The 21,488-nt window shown below is 64.8% G+C and carries 17 protein-coding genes; 10 read left to right on the top strand and 7 right to left on the bottom strand.

The genetic code is table 11. The features are described from left to right. The first annotated feature begins 201 nt into the window (after positions 1-201). Complete coding sequence (locus tag ACQ5SA_RS02550; protein WP_499312472.1) at positions 202-576, top strand: hypothetical protein; 375 nt, start codon at positions 202-204, stop codon at positions 574-576. Between the two features lie 368 nt (positions 577-944). On the opposite strand, the gene ACQ5SA_RS02555 is transcribed toward ACQ5SA_RS02550, so the two are convergent. Both ACQ5SA_RS02555 and ACQ5SA_RS02560 read right to left on the bottom strand, forming a co-directional pair. Next, positions 945-1,280, bottom strand: coding sequence for a DUF6984 family protein (locus ACQ5SA_RS02555; RefSeq protein ID WP_499312474.1), 336 nt, complete (start codon positions 1,278-1,280; stop codon positions 945-947). A gap of 3 nt (positions 1,281-1,283) precedes the next feature. Beyond that, positions 1,284-5,987, bottom strand: a complete 4,704-nt coding sequence (locus ACQ5SA_RS02560) for an RHS repeat-associated core domain-containing protein (RefSeq protein WP_499312476.1) — start codon at positions 5,985-5,987, stop codon at positions 1,284-1,286. Between the two features lie 308 nt (positions 5,988-6,295). Here ACQ5SA_RS02560 and ACQ5SA_RS02565 point away from each other — a divergent pair, with 308 nt between their 5' ends. The 3 genes from ACQ5SA_RS02565 to ACQ5SA_RS02575 are packed head-to-tail and all read left to right on the top strand — an operon-like array spanning position 6,296 to position 7,965. Further along, the gene (locus ACQ5SA_RS02565) at positions 6,296-6,916 is read left to right on the top strand and encodes a hypothetical protein (RefSeq protein WP_499312478.1); all 621 of its coding nucleotides are present in this window, start codon (positions 6,296-6,298) and stop codon (positions 6,914-6,916) included. 54 nt (positions 6,917-6,970) lie between these two features. Continuing rightward, on the top strand, positions 6,971-7,396 hold the full coding sequence (locus ACQ5SA_RS02570) for a YbbD-related protein (RefSeq protein ID WP_499312479.1): 426 nt from the start codon (positions 6,971-6,973) through the stop codon (positions 7,394-7,396). A gap of 38 nt (positions 7,397-7,434) precedes the next feature. Then, positions 7,435-7,965, top strand: a complete 531-nt coding sequence (locus ACQ5SA_RS02575; protein WP_499313295.1) for a nuclear transport factor 2 family protein — start codon at positions 7,435-7,437, stop codon at positions 7,963-7,965. Positions 7,966-7,988: 23 nt separating this feature from the next. Here the strand turns inward: ACQ5SA_RS02575 and ACQ5SA_RS02580 are convergent, their stop codons facing one another. Continuing rightward, a complete protein-coding gene (locus ACQ5SA_RS02580; protein WP_499312481.1) occupies positions 7,989-8,804 on the bottom strand; it encodes an AraC family transcriptional regulator in 816 nt (271 codons plus the stop codon). A 77-nt stretch (positions 8,805-8,881) separates the two neighbouring features. Here ACQ5SA_RS02580 and ACQ5SA_RS02585 point away from each other — a divergent pair, with 77 nt between their 5' ends. The 5 genes from ACQ5SA_RS02585 (at position 8,882) to ACQ5SA_RS02605 (ending at position 13,775) form a co-directional block, all read left to right on the top strand. Continuing rightward, entirely contained in the window at positions 8,882-10,822 is a 1,941-nt protein-coding gene (locus ACQ5SA_RS02585; protein WP_499312482.1) for an FUSC family protein, read from the top strand. A 4-nt stretch (positions 10,823-10,826) separates the two neighbouring features. Next, positions 10,827-11,042: a DUF1656 domain-containing protein gene (locus ACQ5SA_RS02590; protein WP_025874327.1), complete on the top strand. Its 216-nt coding sequence runs from the start codon at positions 10,827-10,829 to the stop codon at positions 11,040-11,042. Then, on the top strand, positions 11,039-11,923 hold the full coding sequence (locus tag ACQ5SA_RS02595) for an HlyD family secretion protein (protein ID WP_499312484.1): 885 nt from the start codon (positions 11,039-11,041) through the stop codon (positions 11,921-11,923). Before ACQ5SA_RS02590 ends, ACQ5SA_RS02595 begins: the two co-directional genes overlap by 4 nt. Continuing rightward, positions 11,920-13,368: an efflux transporter outer membrane subunit gene (locus ACQ5SA_RS02600; RefSeq protein WP_499312486.1), complete on the top strand. Its 1,449-nt coding sequence runs from the start codon at positions 11,920-11,922 to the stop codon at positions 13,366-13,368. Before ACQ5SA_RS02595 ends, ACQ5SA_RS02600 begins: the two co-directional genes overlap by 4 nt. A gap of 110 nt (positions 13,369-13,478) precedes the next feature. Further along, the gene (locus ACQ5SA_RS02605) at positions 13,479-13,775 is read left to right on the top strand and encodes a DUF6916 family protein (protein WP_499312487.1); all 297 of its coding nucleotides are present in this window, start codon (positions 13,479-13,481) and stop codon (positions 13,773-13,775) included. A 43-nt stretch (positions 13,776-13,818) separates the two neighbouring features. Here the strand turns inward: ACQ5SA_RS02605 and ACQ5SA_RS02610 are convergent, their stop codons facing one another. Genes ACQ5SA_RS02610 through ACQ5SA_RS02625 form a run of 4 tightly spaced genes read right to left on the bottom strand, consistent with a single transcriptional unit; the run spans position 13,819 to position 16,028 of the window. Then, positions 13,819-14,367 carry a GNAT family N-acetyltransferase gene (locus tag ACQ5SA_RS02610; protein ID WP_499312489.1) on the bottom strand — a complete coding sequence of 183 codons (549 nt, stop codon included), beginning with the start codon at positions 14,365-14,367 and terminating at the stop codon, positions 13,819-13,821. 4 nt (positions 14,368-14,371) lie between these two features. Then, positions 14,372-14,905, bottom strand: coding sequence for a phage tail protein (locus ACQ5SA_RS02615; RefSeq protein WP_499312490.1), 534 nt, complete (start codon positions 14,903-14,905; stop codon positions 14,372-14,374). Between the two features lie 37 nt (positions 14,906-14,942). Beyond that, positions 14,943-15,473, bottom strand: coding sequence for a phage tail protein (locus tag ACQ5SA_RS02620; protein ID WP_499312491.1), 531 nt, complete (start codon positions 15,471-15,473; stop codon positions 14,943-14,945). Between the two features lie 30 nt (positions 15,474-15,503). Further along, positions 15,504-16,028, bottom strand: a complete 525-nt coding sequence (locus ACQ5SA_RS02625) for a phage tail protein (RefSeq protein ID WP_499312493.1) — start codon at positions 16,026-16,028, stop codon at positions 15,504-15,506. A gap of 296 nt (positions 16,029-16,324) precedes the next feature. On the opposite strand from ACQ5SA_RS02625, the gene ACQ5SA_RS02630 reads away from it, so the two are divergent. Continuing rightward, positions 16,325-21,394 carry a putative Ig domain-containing protein gene (locus ACQ5SA_RS02630; protein WP_499312495.1) on the top strand — a complete coding sequence of 1,690 codons (5,070 nt, stop codon included), beginning with the start codon at positions 16,325-16,327 and terminating at the stop codon, positions 21,392-21,394. Positions 21,395-21,488 lie beyond the last annotated feature (94 nt).

Consider the following 21,488-nt stretch of genomic DNA (forward strand, 5'->3'; position numbering starts at 1 on the left):
CCGGGTTTCGAATCCCGTGTTGACCTTGAGTGATTGCGCTTGCCAGTCGGCGTCCACCGGCTGGCAATCCGTCTGCCGGCTATGGCGGGCGGTGCGTGGGGGCGTTCGCGCCCGCCGGCTTGAGGTCAACCCGGATTCGAACCACGTACCGTCCGCCACCTCTGTGTGGCGGCTACCGAATGCCTTGCACGGAGCCTCGCCATGAACGGATCTGATCTTCCCCACCTGCACGCCTACCGTGACCCGGCCAACGCCGATGACCTGGCAGAGGCTGTGCCCTGCGTGGATGCGAACACCCTGATTGCCAACCTGAAGCGTATCGGCAAAGGCGCTGCGGCCGACGGGCAGCCCTGGCCGGAGCGGCATCAGTTGCCCGGGCGCTGCATGGCGCTGGCCGATTCGGATTGCGCGTTGGCCGGGTTGCGGGTGGTACAGGAAGTACTGCTGGCGGCAGAGCGGACCCGTCAGAACGGCGAGCCCGAGGACTATGTGGGGGACCGGGTGATGGAAGGGCTGATGCTGGCGTGCCTGGCGTTGAGTGCGCAGGCTGTGGGGCGATTGCAGGTGGAGGGGTGATTGCCACGCGCAACGCTTCAGCGAAGAGCGCTTTCAGCAGGCGTCAGTGCCCTCTGAAAGCCCTCCTCGGATCGACGCCGATGATCGAGAAGTCCACCTTCCACAGTTTTCAGCTCGAAGAACTGATCCTGCTAGGTGGAAACAGCACATCCCCGAAATGGCGGGCTAGGTGATCTTCGTCAGCCTCGCAACGCACCACATCATGCAAGACGCTCTCAAAGCGCGCCCCACATGATATGGGCCAACGTTGGCCCACGCGAGTTGATCGATAGGATAACGAGTAATCTCATTTTCCCCGTTCTCTGGGATGCCAATGAGCGCCCTCACCCATTGCGGGCGACCTGGCCGAAGCGATTCACTGTCCTTTCCTAGCTAGCGGTAGACGAGTCTTTGCGACGAAGGCTAACAACTGGCGAGAAATCAACTTTCCATATATCCAATTCGAAAAGGTCCCCATAATTGTCCAATGAAAGAGTTGCTATTACATCAACGCCATCCCGGTCCACGAAGACTTCTCTGGCAAGATCCTTTCCAAGACAGCGATCGGGCTTACCTGACTGAAACAGTAGGCTCCCCATCCCTCCGTCATCCATTCCCTCAATCTCAACCACTGATAGCGCCTCCGGAGTGATTTTCAGAGGATGCACATCCCGAAGCATCGTTTGGACTATCCATTTCTCGGATTCTGACAGGTGTCTGGGCATACGTTACTTCCTAGGCGGGGTAATTCTTCCCACATTGATACTTCCGTCTGGCAGCTTATAGGAGCTGTAGTCAACTTTCACGCCGTCGACCATCACTGATCCAGAGTATTGCCCAGGTGGAAGATTCGCCCCAATTCGTTCCATGTCGGCAGTGATCGCCTTCTGCACACTTGCGCTGTCCAATCCAGCCCTTTCGATGTGCCGGAAAGCGTGATAGGCCTGGTTCTCCACTCGTCCAAATGTAAGTAGTACCCGACCCGCCTTTACGGGAAGCTTGATAAGTTTGAGGGGACCAATGCCGATTGCCGCCATGGCAATGTTGCCCGGCGTGGGATTTTCACATGCTTCATAAACGCCCTTGACCTCTCCGACGCCTGGAGTCATGTCCGCCACCCATGGAAGCAGCATCCTGGCTTGAGACTCATCCAGCGGATTGGCTATCTCTCTTGGGCTTCCGATAACCTGAAGACCCTGCGGATCGATCGAGAAGGTTGGCTGAGAGCGAGCATACGAAAACGTTGAAATCCCGCCATCCAACCCAATCGGATCACTTTGCGAATACCGCCCCACTACCGGGTCGTATTCCCGCTGGTAGTTGTAAAACAAACCACTCGCATCCGTCGCCTGCTGCCCCGGGAAGCGCAGCGAGAGCTCAAAAGCTACGCCATCGCCATCTGGATCATTGGCCGGCGCCTGATCGCCAAAAGCCTCGCTCTTGTTGCTCCACTCCCAGATCGCGACATTGCGCGCAGGGTCGATCACAACACGCGGCGTACCCAGATGATCCGGCTGGACGTAGGCCCGCTCCGGCACGCCGCTGCTCGGCAGATTGATCAACGCCACCGGATAGTTGTCCAGCCAGATCGCCTGCTGCTGCGCCTGGCCCGTGGCCGAGTAGTTGCCCAGCCACTGCCCTGCTTCGTCGTACAACGTGATCTGAGTCGCACCACCGGCCGGGGTACGCAGCACGCGCTCGCCGCGATGGTTGTAGCCGTAGCTCTCCAGTGTGGCGTTGCCCTGCTTCACCGCGTTCATGCGGTTGGCATCGTTGTAGGTGAACATCTTGCTGCCAATGCTGGTGGTGTTGCCCGCCGCATCATGATTGCGTGGCTCACCATCGACCGCCGTATGCCGGTGGCTGGTGGCCAGATAGGTGTAATTGGCAGTTCCTGCCGAAGTGGTCAGCGAGGTGCGGTTACCGGTAGCGTCGTAGCCGTAGGTTTCGATCGGCGTGCCGGTCGCGCCGTCCTGGGTCTGGGTCAGGCGACCCAGCGCGTCGTAGGCGTACTTGGCCAGCACTTCGGACCCTGCGCCGTTCTTCAGCTCGGTGATCGAACCGACCGGGTCATAGCCGTAGCCCAGCGACAGGCCGCCTGCCGCCGGGTCATGCACGGCCTGCGGACGGTAGTCCAGGTCCAGCGGGCGCTGCAACTGGCGGCCATTGCCGTAGGTCCACCCTGTCGCAGGGCCGAAGGCCGCGTAGGTCACGTTGTTCACCACGATCTGCCGCGACTGCCCAGGGCGGGTCAGGCCGATCTCGCTGATGCGCCCCTGGGTATCGCGCACGTAGTCGGCCACATTGCCGTCCGGGTAAGTCAACGCCGTCAGGCGGCCCGAGTTGCTGTAGGCATATCGCAACGTGCTGACGACACCGTTGACGGTCTGCACCTTGCGGGTGATCTCGCCGAAGCGGTTGTGGCAGTACTGCGTGCTGCCATTGGCGTGCAGCACCTGCCCCAGGCGCCCCTTGGCAAAGCGCTCGTCGGCGGCGCAGGCAGCCGGTGCCACGTCATAGCTATAGCCCACATCCAGGTTGGGGTCTGGGTAGGCGATGCCGATCAGGCGGTTGAGCGCGTCGTAGCTGTAGGTAGCGGTGATGCCCCGCGCATCGGTGGCGGTCTTGCGGTTGCCAGCCACATCAACGGTGAAGCTGCTGGCGCCACTGTCCGGACTGACCTGTCCAGTCAGATCACCGAAACCGTTATAGGCATAGGTAGTGTGCAGGCCCTTCGGGTCAGTCACCTGGGTGACCTGGTCCAGCGCGTTGTACTGGCTGCGGATTTCCGCAGCAACACCTCCCACGTCCTGCAGGGTCCGCGCCAGCCGGTTCAGGGGATCGTACTGCTGGCTGGAGACGCGCTGCAGGGCGTCGGTCACCGTCTGCGGGTTGCCGTTGGCATCGTAGGTGAAGCCGGTAGCGTGGTTGCCGGCGTCCTTCAGCGCCGTAAGTTGGCCAATCGCGTTGAAGGTGCGTGCCAGGGTGCGGCGCAGGGTACCGCCCGCATCCAGGGTGTCCTCCTTCAGTCGATTGCCGACATTGTCCAGCGTGTAGTGAATGGTATTGCCCGCGTTGTCCTCGATATCGGTCAGTCGCAGTGCTGCGTCATAGACGTAGGTCACGCTGCCGCCATCGGGCTCGGTGATCTGCTGAACCTGGCCGGTCGGCCAGTAGCTGATCTGGGTGGATCGATCCTCGGCGGTGGTGGCGCCGCGTACGGTCACCGAGGTGGGCCAGCCACGAGCATGGTAGGCGTAGTCGGTGACCACGCCATTGGCATCCTTCACCGACAACGGTCGCCCGTAGGCGTCGTAGGCCAACGTCTCCACCGTCTGACCGAGTGCATTGGTGACGCTGCGCAGGTCGCCCTTGCGATAGGTGCAGGCCCCATTGGTCGCGCACCCTGCGTCGTCTGCGGCGTAGTAGGCATAGGTGCTGACGTCGGCCACGTCGGTGCGTGCGCCGTCCACGCTCTTCAGCAGCCCCTCCACGGGGCAACTGCCGGCTGCGGCTACATCCGCGGCCTCGCAATAGGTATATGTGGCCGTACGCGTCTGCCCGGACGCCAGGTCCTTCAGGGTCACGCTCACCGGCTGTCTACGGGCGTTGTAGGCGGTACGCGTCTCACGCTGAGCGATGGTCGTAGCCAGCACCGCGTTGGTCACACTGTCGCGCGTGGTCTGCGCAACACGCTGCTCAGGCAGGCCGACCGCATCGGTAATGGTATGGGTGTTGACCGGTCGGCCCGTCACCGCGTCGACGCCTTCGCTGTACGTGTGCTTGGTCTGGGTGCCACGCCGGTCCGTGTAGGTATCCAGACGCCTGCGGAAGTCGGCCGCACCGTCATAGTAAGTGCGGCTGACCGAACCTTGGGCGTCGGTCGTGCCCGACACCTTGCGGGGAGGCGCGCTGTCGCCACCGGGTGTCAACGTGTAATCGGTCTGATGGCCCAATGCATCGGTGACTACGGCACCGCCATTGGGGCTGTAGGCAAGGGTTACGCCATCGGCACCGCCCGCGTGCTGGCTCGAAATGACGCGACCGATGGTGTCATAGGTGAAGGTGCTGTAGCGGCGCCCGTCCTCGGCGGTAATGCCGGTCAGATGCTGGGGGAAATCCAGATTCTCGTAGTGATAGGTGAGCACCCCGCCGCCCGCGTAGGTGACGGTAGCGACCTGCCCATGCGCAGTATAGGTATAGCTCGCCTGCGGCACGCCCGCGACCAGAACGGAGCTGATCAGGGCCTCGTAGTCGTTGGACTGGTAGACGAATTCAAGCGTACGGCCGCTGCTGTGCACGACGGCAGCGAGGCGCTGGCTGTCGTCATAGACGAACGTGAGCGAGGTACCGTCCACGAAGCGCTTCGCGGCGAGCCGACCCGCGTCGTCGAACGTCGAAATGGCATCCGCTGCGTACAGCGTCCAGTTTCCGTTCTGGACCATGCGATCGCCACTGCTGTCAGCAGCCTCGTACACCTGGCCGATCTTCTTGAAGGCGCGCTGGAAACCAGTGGCTTCAACGATGCCAGCACCGCCCGCCCCATCCAGTGCGAGCTGGGCGCCAAGCGAGTGTGTCCAACCGTGGCCGAAGCCTCCGGATGAGGTGGATATTCCCGAATGGTAATAGCGCGTCAGTGCAATCCAGCCGAGATCGAAATCCTGCGCGATCTCGTACTTCTCACCGGTCTTTACGTCACAGGGGTTGCCTACGGTGCCGTTGCACGGGGCCTGATCCTCATCGGGGCAGCCGGCGCTACCCCCATCCTTGTCGCACTGCGTCGTCTTGGAGGTAATGGTTGCTACGAACTCTTCGCTGACACACGCCTCATGCTTGTTGGACCACTGGGTGAGGGGGACCGGGCAGTTCAGACGCCGGGTCCGCGTCATATGGGCATCGCTTGGATAGGGCGTGCACGGCGACTCCGCCGTATTGTAGCCGGTCATGTAAGTCGCTTGAAAATCGCGGATCTCGATCGTCCCTTCCATGTCGGGGCTGAGTGCATACCATTCACTCGTCGGGGTGACCGCCGCTCCGGGACATACAGGATTTGCCTCCTGAACTTTGGCCAGGTAGGCGGCAACCATCGCCTCTTCGGTCGGGAATATAGCGGTACTCAGATACGACCAATCAGGGTCGGAGGGCTGGGACTTGCCCATCCAGTACGTGATTGAGGTATTTCCCTCCAGGTCCACGACCTTCGACTTGATCGAATTGACGGACTGCCAACCGAACTGGAGCTCAGGCGGGAACGGACTCGGCGCGGGCAGGCTCTTGATCGCCTGCACTGCCTCCTGCTGAGTCTTGTACTGGGTCGAATTCCCGCTTGGCTGGGAGATGCGCCAGGTTGTCTTGCTCTCCTGCGCCTGCGCGGCAAGGGGGGCCGCGCAGCCAAGCGCGACCATCGTCAGCGCCACACAAGACAGCTTCATTGTCCGTCCGAACATCCGTGTTCTCCTTCCTGGGCGAATACCGCGCCGGGAGGGACGAAGGCGCACAGGCGGATCACCGCCCTGTCGCGCCCTGCTTCGGATCGTCCCTGTTCCGGAATGCGGCACCGCCGCATGGGGCCTTTATCGCGCAAGCCGATTACATAATCAAGTCAAGCCATGAGATACAGGTCACGATTATCGATGACGGTGGCCGTCCCTGGGTCGGGGTCAGCCCCTCCCTTTCCAAAATGCGTCCCACCCAACATCCGTGATAGCGTGCGCCATCGAACTTTCCATCAGGTGCAAGGATGCGCAGCAGGATTGGATATGCCCTAGTCATCACCTCCGCTTTCCTGGCGGCGGACGCGACGGCAGCACAGCCGGCCGCAACTCCCAGAGATCGGGCCCAGGACTTCGTGCAGACACAGGCGATTTCGGCGCGCTGCCAGAAAATTCTGCCGGGCCTGAAACTACAGTTGCAGGACGGCCGCGAACGGTGGCTGTCGACCTTCGAGCCCGCGCAGCTTCAGGTGGCACAGACGTACGCCGCCAGCAAGGAGGGGAAGAAGCTCGAGAAGGACGTAGAACGTGACGCCTCCCGTGCTTTCGGCCGCAATACGCTGTCTGCCGCCGCGACCTGCATCAGCCTGCTGGGCGAGTATTCGCCGGCCCATCCGCTGCCGACAGGCTCGGCAATGCCAGCCGAGAGAGTGCAACATTACATGTTCCATTTCGCGCCGATGGCACTGGCAAGGCTGCAATGCGCGCGTCTGGACGGGATCGATGTGGCAACGCAGGCGGACGGCACAGAAACCTGGCAATACCGGGCCTGCGGCCGAGTGGAGACCGTGCGCATGGTGCCGGCCGGGCAATCGTGGTCGATGACCGATGCGGATCGAAACCGTCTTTTCGAGGCATTGACCCGGTAGGTCGCGAGGCAAGGCATGGCAGCAATGACGTTCCGACAACTCGCCAGAAGCAGCATGAGACCGCCCATCCTCTTCGCACTCTGCTTGATACTCACCTCCTGCGATCTGGTGATGGACAGGTCCTACGCCACGAAGCAGGAAGCCGTCGACGCCGAGATGATTACCAAGGGCTGGATTCCCGCGTGGGTGCCCGAGGAGGCGACCGACCTGCGTGAGGTGCACGACCTCGATTCAAACGTGAGCGCGCTTGCCTTCAGCACGCCACGCAGCAAGCAGCTGTTGTTGCCGTCCGGTTGCCGGCCCGTCGATCACAGCGCTACCCAGCCGGCACCGTTCAATCGAAGCTGGTGGCCGAGTGAGGCCGCTCTGAAGCACTCCTACTCCTTCTTTCGTTGCGAGCCAGAATTCGGCAAGTCGATCTTCGTCGCAACAAACAGAACCGGCGATCGTGTGCTCTTCTGGCGCACTTACGCTCGCTGATGCGCATGCCCGCCCTCCCCTGCAACCCGACACTACAGATGCACACTCCAGGAACGGTCCTCACCGCCCTCGCCCTTTGCCTGTTGGCCAGCCTTCCGGCCTACGCAGAGCAAAGCACGCCTGCCGATGTGGAAGCGATCGAGCAGGTAATCGAGTCCTTCCGTACCTCGCTGATGAACAAGGACAAGCCAACCTACATGGCGCTGTTCTTCTCTGACAAGCCTGAGGATATCGGCTGGCAGTACGTGTCCGAGGATCGGCGATTGGCGGACATCCGCCGGGCCAAGCCCGATGCGCTCAAGGCGCGGAAGATCCCATCGAACAACTTCATCTCGCTCATCGATGAGGCCGTGGCCACTGCAGAGCCACGAGAGGAGAAGTTCTTCAACACGAAGATCGACACAGACGGAGATGTGGCATCGGCATCGTTCGACTACAGCTTCCACGCCAACGGTGCGAAACAAAACTGGGGCAGGGAAATGTGGCAACTGGTCCGCACCGAGCAAGGCTGGAAGATCTTTTCAGTGATCTATTCGATACGCGACAAACGCAGCTCCGTGGAGAGCTGATACTCCGTTTCAGCCAGTCAACGTCAATCGCCACGAGCAGCAGAATCCTGATTCCGCAGCCGCGCCGCAAAATACCGCGTAGGCGACTGCCCCAGCGCTTTCTTGAACATCGTGATGAACGCTGTCACCGACTCGTAGCCCAGGCTTTCAGAAACCCGCTGCACCGCCGCGCCACCTGCAAGCTCGCGAATCGCAACGAGCAGATGCAGCTGTTGCCGCCAGCGCCCGAACGACAGACCGGTTTCCCGATCAATCAGGCGTGTCAAGGTGCGCTCGCCCAGCGCCAGGCGTTTGGCCCATTCACTGATGGTGCTGCGGTCCGCCGGATTGGCCGACAGCGCTACAGCCAGCGCACGGATCTTCGCGTGATCGCTCACCGGCAGGTACAACCGCTCGGCCGGCATCTGCACCAGTTCGTCCAGCAGCACACGCGCCAGCCGCTCGATGTGCCCGCCGCGCGGGTAGTCCTGCGGCACATCGGCCAGGTGCAGGATCATCTCGCGCACCATCGGTGAGATCGACAGCGTCACGCAGTGCCGTGGCAGGTCGACGACGCCCGGCTCGACGAACAGATAGCAGAGGCGCGCGTTCGCGGTGGCGCGATTGCTGTGCGGCATGCTGCCGGGAATCCACACGCCGCACTGCGGCGGCACGATCCACAGGGCATTGGCCACCTCGCAGGTCACCGCGCCATGAAGTGCCAGGATCAGTTGTCCCTTGCGATGGTCGTGGACCGGAATCTCGGCATCGTGATCGGCCACCTGCAGGCGGCTGGCCACTGCAGGCCGATCCGTCGCGTCCGGGTCCAGATCAAAGCCAGGCAGCGAGATGCGAGTCATTCTCAATGACCAGATTCAGCGATAGGCTGGCATTCTAGCGAAATTCGGCTGCGGTCCTCGCTGAATACGATGGCGGCATGCAGATTCCCGCCCCCACCCGCCCCTGGCTTTCGCGCCCCAGTGCGCTGCTGACGTCGCCCACATTGAAGGTCGACCGCGAAGCGGTGCTGTTCTCGCTCAAGTGCCTGCTCGCCGCAATCCTCGGGCTGTATGTCTCGCTGCGCATCGGCCTGACCCGCCCATTCTGGGTGATCGGCACGGTCTATCTGGTGTCGCAGCCGATGTCCGGCGCAACGCTCAGCCGGGGCCTGTTCCGCCTGTTGGGCACCGTCGGCGGCGCGGTTGCTACGGTGCTGCTGGTGCCGCGTTTCGCCAACGCGCCCTTGGTGCTGAGCGTGGCGCTGGCGGCCTGGATGGGCCTGTGCCTGTACCTGGCCATGCTCGACCGCACACCGCGTGCGTATGCCTTCCTGCTGGCCGGGTACACCACCAGCCTGATCGGCTTCCCGGCGGTGATGGTGCCCGGTGAAGTCTTCACCATTGCCATCACCCGCGTGCAGGAGATCTCGATCGGCATTCTTGCGGCAACGCTGGTCCACGGGCTGGTGCTGCCACGCCGGGTCTCGCCGCGTGTGCACGCGCGTGTGGCGTCGATCCTCGGCGATGCGGAACGTTGGACGCAGGACATGCGCGCAGGCGCCAGGGACACGGTACTGGCGGAGGACCGCTCCAAGGTAGCCGCGGACCTGCTCGAACTGCACACGCTGTCCATCCACCTGCCATTCGACAGCGCGCACGGCGTTGCCCAGGTGCAGATCCTGCGCGCACTGCATGACCGGATGCTTGATGTGCTGATGCTGTCCAGCGCGGTGGATGAATCGATGGCCCAGCTACGCGCGCAGCCTGTTGGCACGACAGACACAGCATGGCCGGACCTGTTGCGTGCAGCGCTTTGCACACGTCAGGCCGAACTCGATGCTGCCCATCACGACTGCCGGCTGCTGGAAGAGCAGCTGCACGACGCCCGCCCGGACTGGCGCCGGCGGGTGCCCGTGCACCTTGCCAGCAAGGCGAACGGCCATGTGCTGCATCGTGATCACCGGGTCGCCCTGCGCAGCGCTTTGGGCGCCTTCGTCGGCATCGTACTGAGCTGCGCGCTGTGGATCGCTACCGCGTGGTCCGATGGTGCAACTGCCGTCTCCATCATCGGCACGGCCTGCGTGTTGTTCGGGACCGCCGAGGCACCTGCCGGGCATGTCATGCGCTACCTGATCGGGTCGACCATCGGCGTGGTCATCGGGCTGTTCTACGCGCTGGTGATTTTTCCGGGCCTGTCCGATTTCGTCGGCCTGGCCATGGCGCTGGCGCCCGCGCTGCTGGTGTGTGGCTCGTTCCTCGCCCGCCCACCGTTCATCATGGCGGCGTTGGGCGTAGTGCTCACCTTCCCGCTCATTGCAGGATTGGGCGCGACCAATGCCAGCAACATCGTGGGTGCGCTCAACAGCGGCGTCGCGCTGTTCGTCGGCACGGCGGCGGCGCTGTGCAGCATGTCGCTGTTGCAGACCCTGGACAGCAATCGCAGCCGCGCGCGCCTGCAGGACGTGATCAGGCGGGACATCGCGCGTCGGGCGGCCGGGCAGGTGCGAAATGCCAGCGACTGGACCAGCCGCATGGTGGATCGGCTTGCGCTGCTTGCTCCTCGCCTGCGCGGCCATCCGGATGCGGCCCGCACATTGCGGACGATGTTTGCAGACATGCGCGCGGCCAGTGCCGTGGCCGAACTGCGCGTGATCGGCAGGAAGCTCAAGGACCGGAGCAGCCGCGAGTGTCATGCGCTGCTGATGCACAGGGCCACCGCCCACTTCCGCACTCCCACTCCGCGCCTGGTGAATTCGCCGCTGCTGGAATCGCTCGAGAACACACGCTACGCCATCCTCGCTGGCAACCCACCCGAAACCGAGCGCGTTCTCGCGCTGCTCTCCGGCCTGCGCCGCGACCTGCTCGTTCATGAGGACTGATGCGATGTTCTCCGATATCTCCATCGATGGCGTCTTCGTTCCCGGCCTGCTGGCGGTGGCGCTCATCGCGCTGGCCCTGTCGATGATGGCCTCGCGGCTGCTGGCAAGCCTCGGGCTGTACCGGCTGTTCGCCTATCGCCCGCTGGTGGGCCTTTCGTTGTTCGTGATCCTGGCGGAGCTGTTGATCCAGCTCGCGCCCCTGTTAGAGAAACTGAAATGAAACACGTGCTGAGTGTCCTTGGCCGCTGGAGCGCAACGCTCTGCCTGTTCGCCGTCGCCGTCATCGCTGCCCTCTCCCTCTGGAACCGATACGAAACGCAGCCCTGGACGCGCGATGGCCGGGTACGCGCGGATGTGATCCGCGTGGCATCGGACATGGGCGGACTGGTGACCCAGGTGCTGGTGCAGGACAACCAGCGGGTGGAAGCCGGGCAGCTGCTGCTGGTGCTGGACCAGCCGCGCTACGCCGCTGCGCTGGAGAAGGCGGATGCTGCGGTGAGCAGCGCGCAGGCCACGCTCACCCTCGCCCGCCGTGAATCGAAACGGGATCTGGCGCTGGGCAACCTGGTCGCCTCGGAGACACGCGAGCGCAATACGGCCAAGGTTGATACCGAAGTTGCCGGTCTGGCGCAGGCCCGCGCGGAGCGGCGGGTGGCACTGTTGAACGTGCAGCGCACCGAAGTGCGCGCCAGCGCCGATGGCACCGTCACCAATCTCGACCTGCACCCGGGTGACTTCCTGCAGCCCGGCGCGCAGGCTCTGGCCCTGATCGACAGCAGCAGCCTGAGGGTCGAAGGCTATTTCGAAGAAACCAAGCTCAACTGCATCAACGAGGGCGATGCCGCGGTCGCCCACCTGATGGGCGATGGTCGCGAAGTGCGTGGGCATGTGGAGAGCATCGCTGCCGGTATCGCCGACGACCAGCGCTCGAGCACCCACAACCTGCTGCCGTCGGTCGCGTCGACCTATACCTGGGTGCGGCTGGCGCAGCGGATACCGGTCCGCATCCGCCTGGATGACGTTGCACCGGATACCCGCCTGATCGTCGGTAGAACCGCCAGCGTGACCATCACCCCGCGTGCGCCGGGGGTCTGCAAGTGATCGGCAACGCATCGCGCGCAGGTGTGCTCGCCTGTGCGCTTTCGCTGGCGGGCTGCTTGTCCGGCCCCGACTACACACTTCCGGCCAACGCGGTCGCCGCGGCCCCGGCGGCCCGCCGCACATTCGTATCGGGACACGAAGCTGCCTACATACAGGCCGAGCCGCCGGACCGCTGGTGGCAGCTGTACGACGATCCACGGCTCAATGCCTACGTCAGCGAAGCGCTGCGGGCCAATACTGATCTGCGCGCGGCCGACGCCAACCTACGGCGCGCCACGGCGCTGGTGCTGCAGGTCCGGGCCGAGGGCTCGGTAGGCACCGACGCCGACGCATCGGCCACGCTGGCCCGCGCCGGGGGATACACCTCGCCTTCCTCGCCACCGCAGCTGTACGCGCTCGGCATCCACCTGTCCTACCCGCTGGATCTGGCCGGTGGCATCCGCCGCGGTATTGAAGCGGCCAGTGCGGATGCAGAGGCCGTCGCTGCAGCGCGCGACCAGGTGCGGGTGGTTGTCGCCGCCGCCGTCACCCGCGCCTATGTCGGCATCTGTTCGACCAACCTCACCCTGGCGGCGACGCAGCGTGTGCTCGATACGCAGCGCGCCACGTTGGACGCCACCACCCGCTTGGCCAACGGCGGACGCGGAACCGAATTCGACGTGAGCCGGGCGCGCGCGGCGGTCAACCGCAGCGCGGCGGCGGTGCCGCATCTGGTTGCCGAGCGGCAGGCAGCCCTGTTCGAACTGGCAGCGCTGATGGGCCGACTACCAGCGGACTACCCGCAGGACGTCGCCAACTGCCAACAACCGCCGCGCCTGCAGCAGCTGATTCCTGTCGGCGATGGCAGCCAGCTGATCCAGCGTCGCCCGGATATCCGTGCGGCGGAGCGCAGCCTGGCGGCCGCCACTGCAATGATCGGCGTGGAAACGGCGGCGCTGTATCCACAGGTGAGTATCGGCGCGTCCGCTGGCATGGCAGGTTCATTCAAGAAGCTGCTGGGCAGCGACAGCATCGGGGCGTCCATCGGACCGCTGCTGTCGTGGCGCTGGCCGAACCGCCGCGCAACCCACGCACGGATCGACGCTGCCGGGGCCAACGCCGATGCCGCGTTGGCCTCGTTCGATGGCGCGGTGTTGGATGCTCTGCGGCAGACCGAAACGGCGTTGTCGGCCTATGCACAGGAGATCGATCGCGGGCGCAGCCTTGCCCTGGCCCGCGACGACGCGGCACGTGCGAGCGACCAGGCCGGGCAGCTGTACCGGTTCGGCAGAATCGGCTTCCTCGATGTGCTATCTGCCGAGGCCGCGCTCGCCGATGCAGAATCCGCACTCGCAGCGTCGCGTGCGCAGCGGGTGGACCGTCAGGTGGATCTCTTCCTGGCGCTGGGTGGGGGGTGGGCAGTGGCAGGCAACCGGACACTCGCCTCGGGTGGTACACAGGACTGATGGACGAGCGGTTCACGTGCAGCCAACCATGCCTGCCGGAAATTTTCGCAACACACTTGCATCGGACGTACCGCGCGGCGACGATGCGGTTCGGTTTAGGGGAACCCTGCATGGAACTGCTGACGCTTGACCATTTCGCCCGCCACGTCGATCAGACCTTCTCGGCGGTCATCAACGACGGCGAGGTTCCGTTTGTGCTTGTGGAGGCGCGGGCGCTGAATCCCTCGCAACTAACGCCGGGCGCGGCGCGGGTGCCTTTCTCGCTGCTGTTCCGCAACGGCTCGGCCTTCCTGTTCCCGCAGCAGATCTACCAGATGCGCCATGCCGACGTCGGTGAGGTGGGCATTTTCCTGGTTCCGGTCGCGCGTGAGCAGGCCGGATTCCTGTATCAGGCGATCTTCAACTGAGAATGTGAGCCCGTGGCTAGGCATGCGGCGGCGTGTCGCCGGCTCAGTCCGGCGCCCAACGCAGCAGCAGATGCGAGCCTTGGTCGTGGATCACGGCGAATCCTGCACGCCGGTACAGGCGCTGCGCAGCGACATTGTCAGCCTGCACGTGCAGGGTCACGCCGCAGCCCAGCGCGGCGGCCTCGTCTTGGCTGTGACCAATCAGCGCTGCGGCTACGCCGCGACCGCGCTCACCGGGAAACAAACAGATATCCACGATCAGGTGATCCGGCGCACTGCGCTGCAGGTAGTAACGACCCACCACCACGCCGTTGCGTTCGATGGCCAGGAAATCGGAGTCGCTGTAGTGCGCTTGGTAGTGCTGGTGCTGCAACGCGAACTGGCTGTCGAGAAATGCGCGCTTGCTCGCTTCGGGCCAAGGCACTGACGCCAGCTCCTCCGCGCGGGTGCTGGCGTACAGGTCGCGCAGCCAAGGCAGGTCATCGTCGCTCAGCGGCCGCAGGACGTACCCGCGCTCGCCAAGGGGCGCGGGTACGGCCAGGCGGTCGTCGCGGCCCGCCGGGAATGAAGTGAGCCGCGACGAAGCGTGCATACCTTCAGTTGAAGCTGGGGAACACACCCTGCAACGCGATGCAGAAGTTCGTCGCGAGGTAGGGCTGGCGGTTTTCGTGGGGCTGGCCGCCACCGGACGGACCGATCATGTTGGGACTGAACTGTGCGTTGGCGGTGGCGTTGGGCACGAACGGTGCACCTGAGGTCGGCAGGCCCAGGTAGTTGCCCGCGGCCGGGGTGCCGGTGCGTTTGGTCTGGTCGGGCTGGTTGTAGATCGTCAGGGCGTGGTTGTGCGACGGCATCTCCATGGTGGTCAACGTCACCGAATTGCTGCCATAGACCTCGCCGATGGTACGCGGGGTCAAGCCGGGGCCCTGGCCCTGTTCGGTAGCCGCGCGGTTGACGAAATTGGGCAACTGGAAATTCGTTCGTCCGTCGCCACCGTACTGGGTGCCCAGCAGCGAAAACAGCGCAGTGTTCTGCTGGATCGGCAGGGTGACGCCATTGCAGCTTGCCCAGCCATAAGGCGCGAAGTTGAAGCCGAAGATCTGGATTTCGCCGATGAAAGGTTGGGTCATGGTCGTGTCCTGGAAGCGGATATGCGCAAGTGGCGGCTCAGCTTTGCGACGGATAGATGCCGGCCCAGGCGATGCAGAACTGCACCGTGAGCGTGGGCATCTCGTTGTCGTGTGGCTGGTTGCCCCCCTGGCTGACGATCGCATTGGCCGACAGGGTCGCGCCGTTGGCCCCGGTGATATCGGTGACGTACATGGTCTCGCCTGACAACGCTGCCGGCACCACGGTAGCGCCAACCGCACCGGTGGTGGCCAGGACGGTGGCGGCCATCAGCGACGGGGTATGTTGCGGCAACTGCGTCTGCAGCAGGGTGACACTTTCGCTACCCGCTTGCTGCCCCATCACGTAGGTACTCAATCCCTGTCCGCGGCCTTGGTGGATCGGCACGCGGCCACGCAGGTCAGGTACGCCGAAGGTATTGATGCCGTCGCCGCCGTAGGTGGTGCCGATCACGGTGTACAGCACTTCGTACTCGGCAATCGATTGAAGCGAACCGTTGCATGCGAACCAGCCGTTGGGCACGCGCGCAAAACCGAACATCCGGATTTCTCCGATGTAAGGGGTGCTCATGGGGAACTCCTGTAATGGGCGTCGGAAGAATCAGTTGCGCGACGGGAAAATGCCGTTCAGCGCGATCACGAAATTGATCACGGTGTAGGGCTGCAGGTTCTGGTGCGGCTGGTTACCGCCGCCCGGCCCCACGCCCTTCAGCGGAACCAAGGTGCCGTTGGCAGGTCCGAAGATGGCACTGCCGCTGGTGCCATACAGGCCCCCAGTAGGGTTGCGCGCCGTACCTGCCGTGGTGGTGCCGTTGACCACCGGGCTGTGTGCCGGAACCTGAGTGGGCAGCAGGGTAACGCTCTCCACACCGGCCACTTCCCCCTGGACGTATGGCGCAGGATTCCAGCCCCCATCCGCCGAAGGGCCGGCGCCCACCGGAGTACGCGATTGCAGATTGGGCAAGGCGAACGTGGTTCTGCCGTCACCGCCGTACATGGTTCCCAGCAGAGAAAACAGCGCCTGATTCTGGGCGATGGAAAGCAGCTGTCCGTTGCAAAGGGCGAATCCCCTGGGCGCGAACGCAAACCCCGTGAGCATTATCTGCCCGAGGAAGACTTCGGTCATACCTTTTCCCCCGAAAGGTTGGTGGCACGGACGTCATGTCCGCTGCCGCCGCTACTCTCGCTCACACTCCGCACGCCGTACAAGCGAAATTTTTGTGCGGGCGCAACATTAATCATTCATGAATATAGAGGCACTTTCTTTTTCACACTGAATCCTGCTTGAATGATGGGCAGCAGTTCGCAAGGGGTGCGGTGCCGGGTCCAGCCCGGTGTCCGCGGACAGGGGTAAGGTCTCGCCGTTCTGGTTCGATGTCCTTGGGGACGGTCGAGCCCGTGCGGTGCCAACAGGGGCAGAACATGCATCAGTCATCAGCGCAACGCGTGGAGACGCCGCGTGCGCGTTCGCACGCTTTCTTTTTCTCGTTCTGTTCCTGGATTGCCATCGCGCTGTTGTGCGCAGGCAGCCTGTGGCCGCAGCTGGCGACGGCAGCGCCATCGACGTTCTGCCCGACGCTGAACATGTCGGTAGCCAACAGTGGCTCGCAGACGATCGACATCAACCACTGCCACGGCGGCTTCGGCATTTCCGCGGGCACCGCGGCAACTGCGCACGGCAGCCGCACCGTCGGCGTGCAGTCGGGTGTCAACCTGCCGCTGACCTACACCCACAACGGCGACAGCGCGACCAGCGACACCTTCGTCATCCAGGACGACTCGAACGGTGACATCGTCGTCACCGTGGCCATCGGCCCGGCGTCGGCCATCACCCTCGTCGCCACGCCCGCGGTCAACCTGACGGTAGGCGTGCCTTTCAGCACCAGCCTCAGTGCCAGCGGCGGCACCGCGCCCTACACCTACAATCTGGACAGCGGCTCCATTCCGCCGGGGCTGAGCCTGAGCGGAAATACCATCAGCGGTACGCCGACCCAACGCGGCGCCTACGCCTTCACCATCCGCGCCACCGACAGCGCGTCTGCCAGTGGCGTGCGCACCTTCAGCGGTTCGGCGGCCAACCCGACCCTGACCATCGCGCCGTCGACGCCTTCTGCGCCGCTGGGCCTTGCCTACTCGGTCACCTTCACTGCCAGCGGTGGCGTGCCCGGCTACACGTTCGCGTTTGAAAACGGCACCCTGCCGCCCGGCCTGAATCTGAGTGGCGCGACCCTGAGCGGCACGCCCACCACCCAGGGCAGCTACACCTTCGGCATCCGCGTCGCCGACAGCAGCACCGGCACCGGCAGCTACGCCGAGGTTGAGACGGTGACCCTGCAGGTGATTCCGCCGCCGACCATCCTGGTCAATCCGGCCACCGTTCCGGGCGCAACCGTCGCCGTGGCCTACAACCAGACCCTCAGCGCCAGCGGCGGAACTGCGCCGTACAGCTTCGCCATTACCGCAGGCGCGCTGCCCGCAGGGCTGAGCCTCAACACCGGCACCGGCGCACTGACCGGTACGCCGACCGCGGCCGGCACCTTCAACTTCACCGTGACCGCAACAGACGCCAATAGTTTCACCGGTTCCCGCGCCTACACCCTGGCGGTGGCGCCGCCGGTGATCCTGATCGCTCCGTCCGCGCTGACAGGCGGCACAGTCGGCGCGGCCTACAGTGAGAGCATCATCGCCAGCGGCGGCATCGCGACGTACAGCTATGCGATCACTGCAGGCGCGTTGCCGGCCGGCCTGACTCTGAGCAGCACCGGCAGCCTCAGCGGTACGCCGACTGCAGGCGGCACCTTCAACTTCACCGTTACCGCCACCAGCAGCAGCACCGGCGTCGGCGCGCCGCACACCGGCTCACGTGCCTATTCGACGACGTTCCTTCCGGCAACGGTCCTGCTGCCGGCCACCACGCTGGCCAACGGCACCCAGAACGCGGCATACAGCACCACGTTGAACCCGGCCAGCGGCGGCACCTCGCCGTACTCCTATGCAGTCACTGCGGGCGCCCTGCCAGCGGGCATCACGCTGAACACCGCAACAGGTGCCCTGACCGGTACACCTACTGCATCGGGCACCTTCAATTTCGCGGTGACCGCAACCGACAGCAGCACCGGCACGGGTCCGTACAGTTCCGCACCGCGCGGCTATTCACTACAGATCATCAACATCCCACCCGTGGCCAATCCGCTGTCAGCGAGCGTGGCCTACAACAGCAGCGCCAATCCGATCACGCTGAACATCTCCGGGGGTGTGCCGTCCTCGGTGGCCGTCGGTACCGCGCCGCTCCATGGCAGCGCGATCCCCAGCGGCACCACCCTCACCTACCAGCCCACCGCAGGCTATTCGGGCCCGGACAGCTTTACCTACACCGCAACAAATAACGCCGGCACCTCGGCGCCCGCCACGGTCAATGTCAGCGTTGGCCTGCCGAGCATCACCGTGACGGCGGGCAGCCCGATGAGCGCGCAGGTCGGCGCAGGTTATAGCCAGACGTTCACCTGGAATGGTGGCACCGCGCCCTATAGCGGCTTCACTGTCACTGGCCTGCCCGCGGGCCTGGGCATCAGCGGCACCACCGCCAACAGCGTGACCATAAGCGGCACGGTGGGCGCGGCGGGCAGCTTCAACCTCGTCGCCACTGCCGTCGACAGCAGCACCGGCAACGGTCCGTTCACCACCCACCAGAGCTTCACGCTGACCGTTGGCGCGCCGACCCTGAGCATGACCCCGGCGCCGGGCAACCTGCCGATGAACTACGGCGTGGCCACCACCATCAACTTCGCCAGCGGCGGCGGCACCGCGCCGTACAGCTACGCACTGGCGGCCGGCTCGTTGCCGGTGGGTGTGAGCTTCAACTCGGCCGGTGTGCTCAGCGGTACGCCGACCGCGCCGGGCAACTACAACATCGCCGTGCGCACCACCGACTCCAGCACCGGCGCGGGTGCGCCGTTCTCGCTGCAGCAGAACTACACGATCGTCGTAGGCCTGCCTACGATCAGCATCGATCCGCCCAGTCTGCCCAACGGCAGCGCTGGCGTGGCCTACAACGCGCAGTTGAGTTCCAGCGGCGGCATAGCGCCATACAGCTACACGCTGCTCAGTGGTGCGCTGCCGACCGGCGTGTCCTTCACCTCTGCAGGCACCCTGTCCGGCATCCCCCGCTCGGATGGCAACTTCAGCATCACGTTGGGTGCCACCGATTCCAACGGCCAGACCGCCAGCCGCGTGTACACCTTCACGATCGCTCCGGCGACCGTGGTGCTCGCACCAGCCCCCCTCGCAGGCGGCGCAGTCGGCACCGCCTACTCACAAAGCCTGAGCAGCAGCGGCGGTATTGCGCCCTACACCTACGCGATCGTCTCCGGCGCCCTGCCCCCCGGCATCGCCTTCAGCTCAGCGGGCGTGTTCAGTGGCACGCCGGTCACGGCCGGCAGCTACACCGTGGTGGTGCGCTCCACCGACGACGCCGGCTACAACGCTACCCAGAGCTACACCATCGTCATCGCCAATGCGGTGCCGGTGGCTGTGGACGACAGCGCCACCACGCCGTCGCAGCAGGCGGTGATCATTCCGGTCGCCGCCAACGACAGCGGCGTGATCACCTCGGTCGCTGTGGCCAGCGCGCCAGCGCACGGCACTGCCACGGTCAGCGGCATGAGCGTTGTCTATACGCCATCCGGCACCTACTTCGGCGCCGACAGCTTCACTTACACCGCGACCGGCCCGGGCGGCACTTCGGCGCCGGCCACCGTGTCGATCACGATCAACGCTCTGCCCGTGCCTGCGGGCCAGCCGCGCGCGGCCGTCACCACCGTGGCGGGGCAGCCGGTGACCATCGACACCACGGTGGGTGCCACCGGCGGTCCGTTCACCGGCGTGACGCTGGTGACACCGCCGGCAACCGGAACCACGACCGTGACCGGCACCAACATCACCTACACCCCGCTGGCCACCGCCTCGGGCACGGTGAGCATCGTCTACACATTGAACAACGCCTATGGCGCTTCGGCTCCGATCGCCACCACGATCACCATCAACCAGGTGCCTGTGGCGGTCTCGCGCCGGGTCAGTGCAAATGCGGGCGTTGCGGCGGTGGTCGAGCTGACGACTGACGCCACCGGCGGTCCGTTCACTGCGGCCACGCTGGTGTCGCTGTCGCCGGCCAGTGCGGGCACGGCCACCGTCGCGCCTTCCGGCAGCGGTGCCAGCGCGGGCTATCGTCTGACCTTCACTCCGGCGGCCACCTTCGCCGGTACCGCCACGGCCACCTTCACCCTGAGCAACACGTTCGCGACGTCGGCGCCGGCGACCATCGACTTCGACGTCATCGGCCGACCGGACCCGACCCTGGACGCGGAAGTGATGGGCCTGCTGGGCGCACAGACCGCTTCCACGCGGCGTTTCGCCACTGCCCAGATCGGCAACTTCCAGCGCCGCATGGAAGGCCTGCACAGCGCCAGCAGAGGCGAGCGCTTCGAGAACGGGCTGAGCTTCGGCGTCGACCGCGACCGTCGCTGCCAGGATGAGGTGCGACGCATGCCCGGCGGTGACTGCCGCCAGGTGACCGCGCTGGACGAATCTGCGCTGAGGGACGATGTTGTTGTCGCGCCCAGTGTTGGCGAACGCGGCAACCGTAGCGGCGGGGCCGATAACGGCGCCCTGACCCTGTGGACCGGCGGCTCGATCAACAGCGGCGATCGCGATGGCCGTTCGGGCAGCGCCGGCTTCGACTTCCAGACCAGCGGCATCAGTGCCGGCGCCGACACCCGTGTGAGCCAGGCCTTCGCCTTCGGCGGCGGTATCGGCTACGGCCGCGACACTACCGACGTCGGTCACAACGACACCCGCAGCCACGGCGAGAGCTACACCCTGGCCGTGTACGGCAGCTATCACCCGGGCCAGTATTTCTTCGTTGATGGCCTGCTGGGCTACCAGTTGCTGTCGTTCGATTCGCGCCGCTACGTGACTGCCAATGGCGCGATGGTGCAAGGTGACCGCGACGGCAAGCAGTGGTTCGCCTCGCTGTCGGTCGGTGGCGACTACCAGCGCGACCGGTTGTCGGTGAGCCCGTACGCGCGCCTGGATCTGGCCCGCGCCACATTGAACGGCTATACCGAACGCGGCGACGCCATCTACGCCCTGCGCTACGAGGATCAGGATGTGGATACCACCACCGCCAGCCTGGGCGTGCACATGGACTATCGCTTCCCGGTGCGCTTCGGCACGCTCTCGCCACAGTTGCGGTTCGAGTACCAGCACGACTTCCAGGACGCCAGCTCGGTGACGATGGGCTACGCCGATCTGCCGGGTGGTCCGTTCTACCGCGGCGAAATCGACGGGCTCAAGCGCAACCGGTTCGTGTTCGGTCTGGGTGCGGTGCTGCAGACCGAGCGCGACCTCAGCCTGCGGATCGAATACCGCGGCCTGTTCGGCAGCAGCGAAGACACCGACCACGGTGTGCAGCTGAACCTGGAAAAGAAGTACTGATCACGTGGGGCGCGGCGACGCGCCCCACCCTCCCGGCAACGCCGGTCGTGCATGTCGAAAGCATCGGCTGGTCCTGCTGCCGATCAAAGCGGCC

Source organism: Stenotrophomonas indicatrix, assembly GCF_050573115.1.
Classification (GTDB): domain Bacteria; phylum Pseudomonadota; class Gammaproteobacteria; order Xanthomonadales; family Xanthomonadaceae; genus Stenotrophomonas; species Stenotrophomonas lactitubi_A.

What these genes read in the sequence shown, in the direction of transcription:
- ACQ5SA_RS02550 (WP_499312472.1), top strand. Translation starts at nt 202, where the DNA reads ATGAACGGATCTGATCTTCCCCACCTGCACGCCTACCGTGACCCGGCC.
- ACQ5SA_RS02555 (WP_499312474.1), bottom strand. Translation starts at nt 1,280, where the DNA reads ATGCCCAGACACCTGTCAGAATCCGAGAAATGGATAGTCCAAACGATG.
- ACQ5SA_RS02560 (WP_499312476.1), bottom strand. Translation starts at nt 5,987, where the DNA reads ATGAAGCTGTCTTGTGTGGCGCTGACGATGGTCGCGCTTGGCTGCGCG.
- ACQ5SA_RS02565 (WP_499312478.1), top strand. Translation starts at nt 6,296, where the DNA reads ATGCGCAGCAGGATTGGATATGCCCTAGTCATCACCTCCGCTTTCCTG.
- ACQ5SA_RS02570 (WP_499312479.1), top strand. Translation starts at nt 6,971, where the DNA reads ATGAGACCGCCCATCCTCTTCGCACTCTGCTTGATACTCACCTCCTGC.
- ACQ5SA_RS02575 (WP_499313295.1), top strand. Translation starts at nt 7,435, where the DNA reads ATGCACACTCCAGGAACGGTCCTCACCGCCCTCGCCCTTTGCCTGTTG.
- ACQ5SA_RS02580 (WP_499312481.1), bottom strand. Translation starts at nt 8,804, where the DNA reads ATGACTCGCATCTCGCTGCCTGGCTTTGATCTGGACCCGGACGCGACG.
- ACQ5SA_RS02585 (WP_499312482.1), top strand. Translation starts at nt 8,882, where the DNA reads ATGCAGATTCCCGCCCCCACCCGCCCCTGGCTTTCGCGCCCCAGTGCG.
- ACQ5SA_RS02590 (WP_025874327.1), top strand. Translation starts at nt 10,827, where the DNA reads ATGTTCTCCGATATCTCCATCGATGGCGTCTTCGTTCCCGGCCTGCTG.
- ACQ5SA_RS02595 (WP_499312484.1), top strand. Translation starts at nt 11,039, where the DNA reads ATGAAACACGTGCTGAGTGTCCTTGGCCGCTGGAGCGCAACGCTCTGC.
- ACQ5SA_RS02605 (WP_499312487.1), top strand. Translation starts at nt 13,479, where the DNA reads ATGGAACTGCTGACGCTTGACCATTTCGCCCGCCACGTCGATCAGACC.
- ACQ5SA_RS02610 (WP_499312489.1), bottom strand. Translation starts at nt 14,367, where the DNA reads ATGCACGCTTCGTCGCGGCTCACTTCATTCCCGGCGGGCCGCGACGAC.
- ACQ5SA_RS02615 (WP_499312490.1), bottom strand. Translation starts at nt 14,905, where the DNA reads ATGACCCAACCTTTCATCGGCGAAATCCAGATCTTCGGCTTCAACTTC.
- ACQ5SA_RS02620 (WP_499312491.1), bottom strand. Translation starts at nt 15,473, where the DNA reads ATGAGCACCCCTTACATCGGAGAAATCCGGATGTTCGGTTTTGCGCGC.
- ACQ5SA_RS02625 (WP_499312493.1), bottom strand. Translation starts at nt 16,028, where the DNA reads ATGACCGAAGTCTTCCTCGGGCAGATAATGCTCACGGGGTTTGCGTTC.
- ACQ5SA_RS02630 (WP_499312495.1), top strand. Translation starts at nt 16,325, where the DNA reads ATGCATCAGTCATCAGCGCAACGCGTGGAGACGCCGCGTGCGCGTTCG.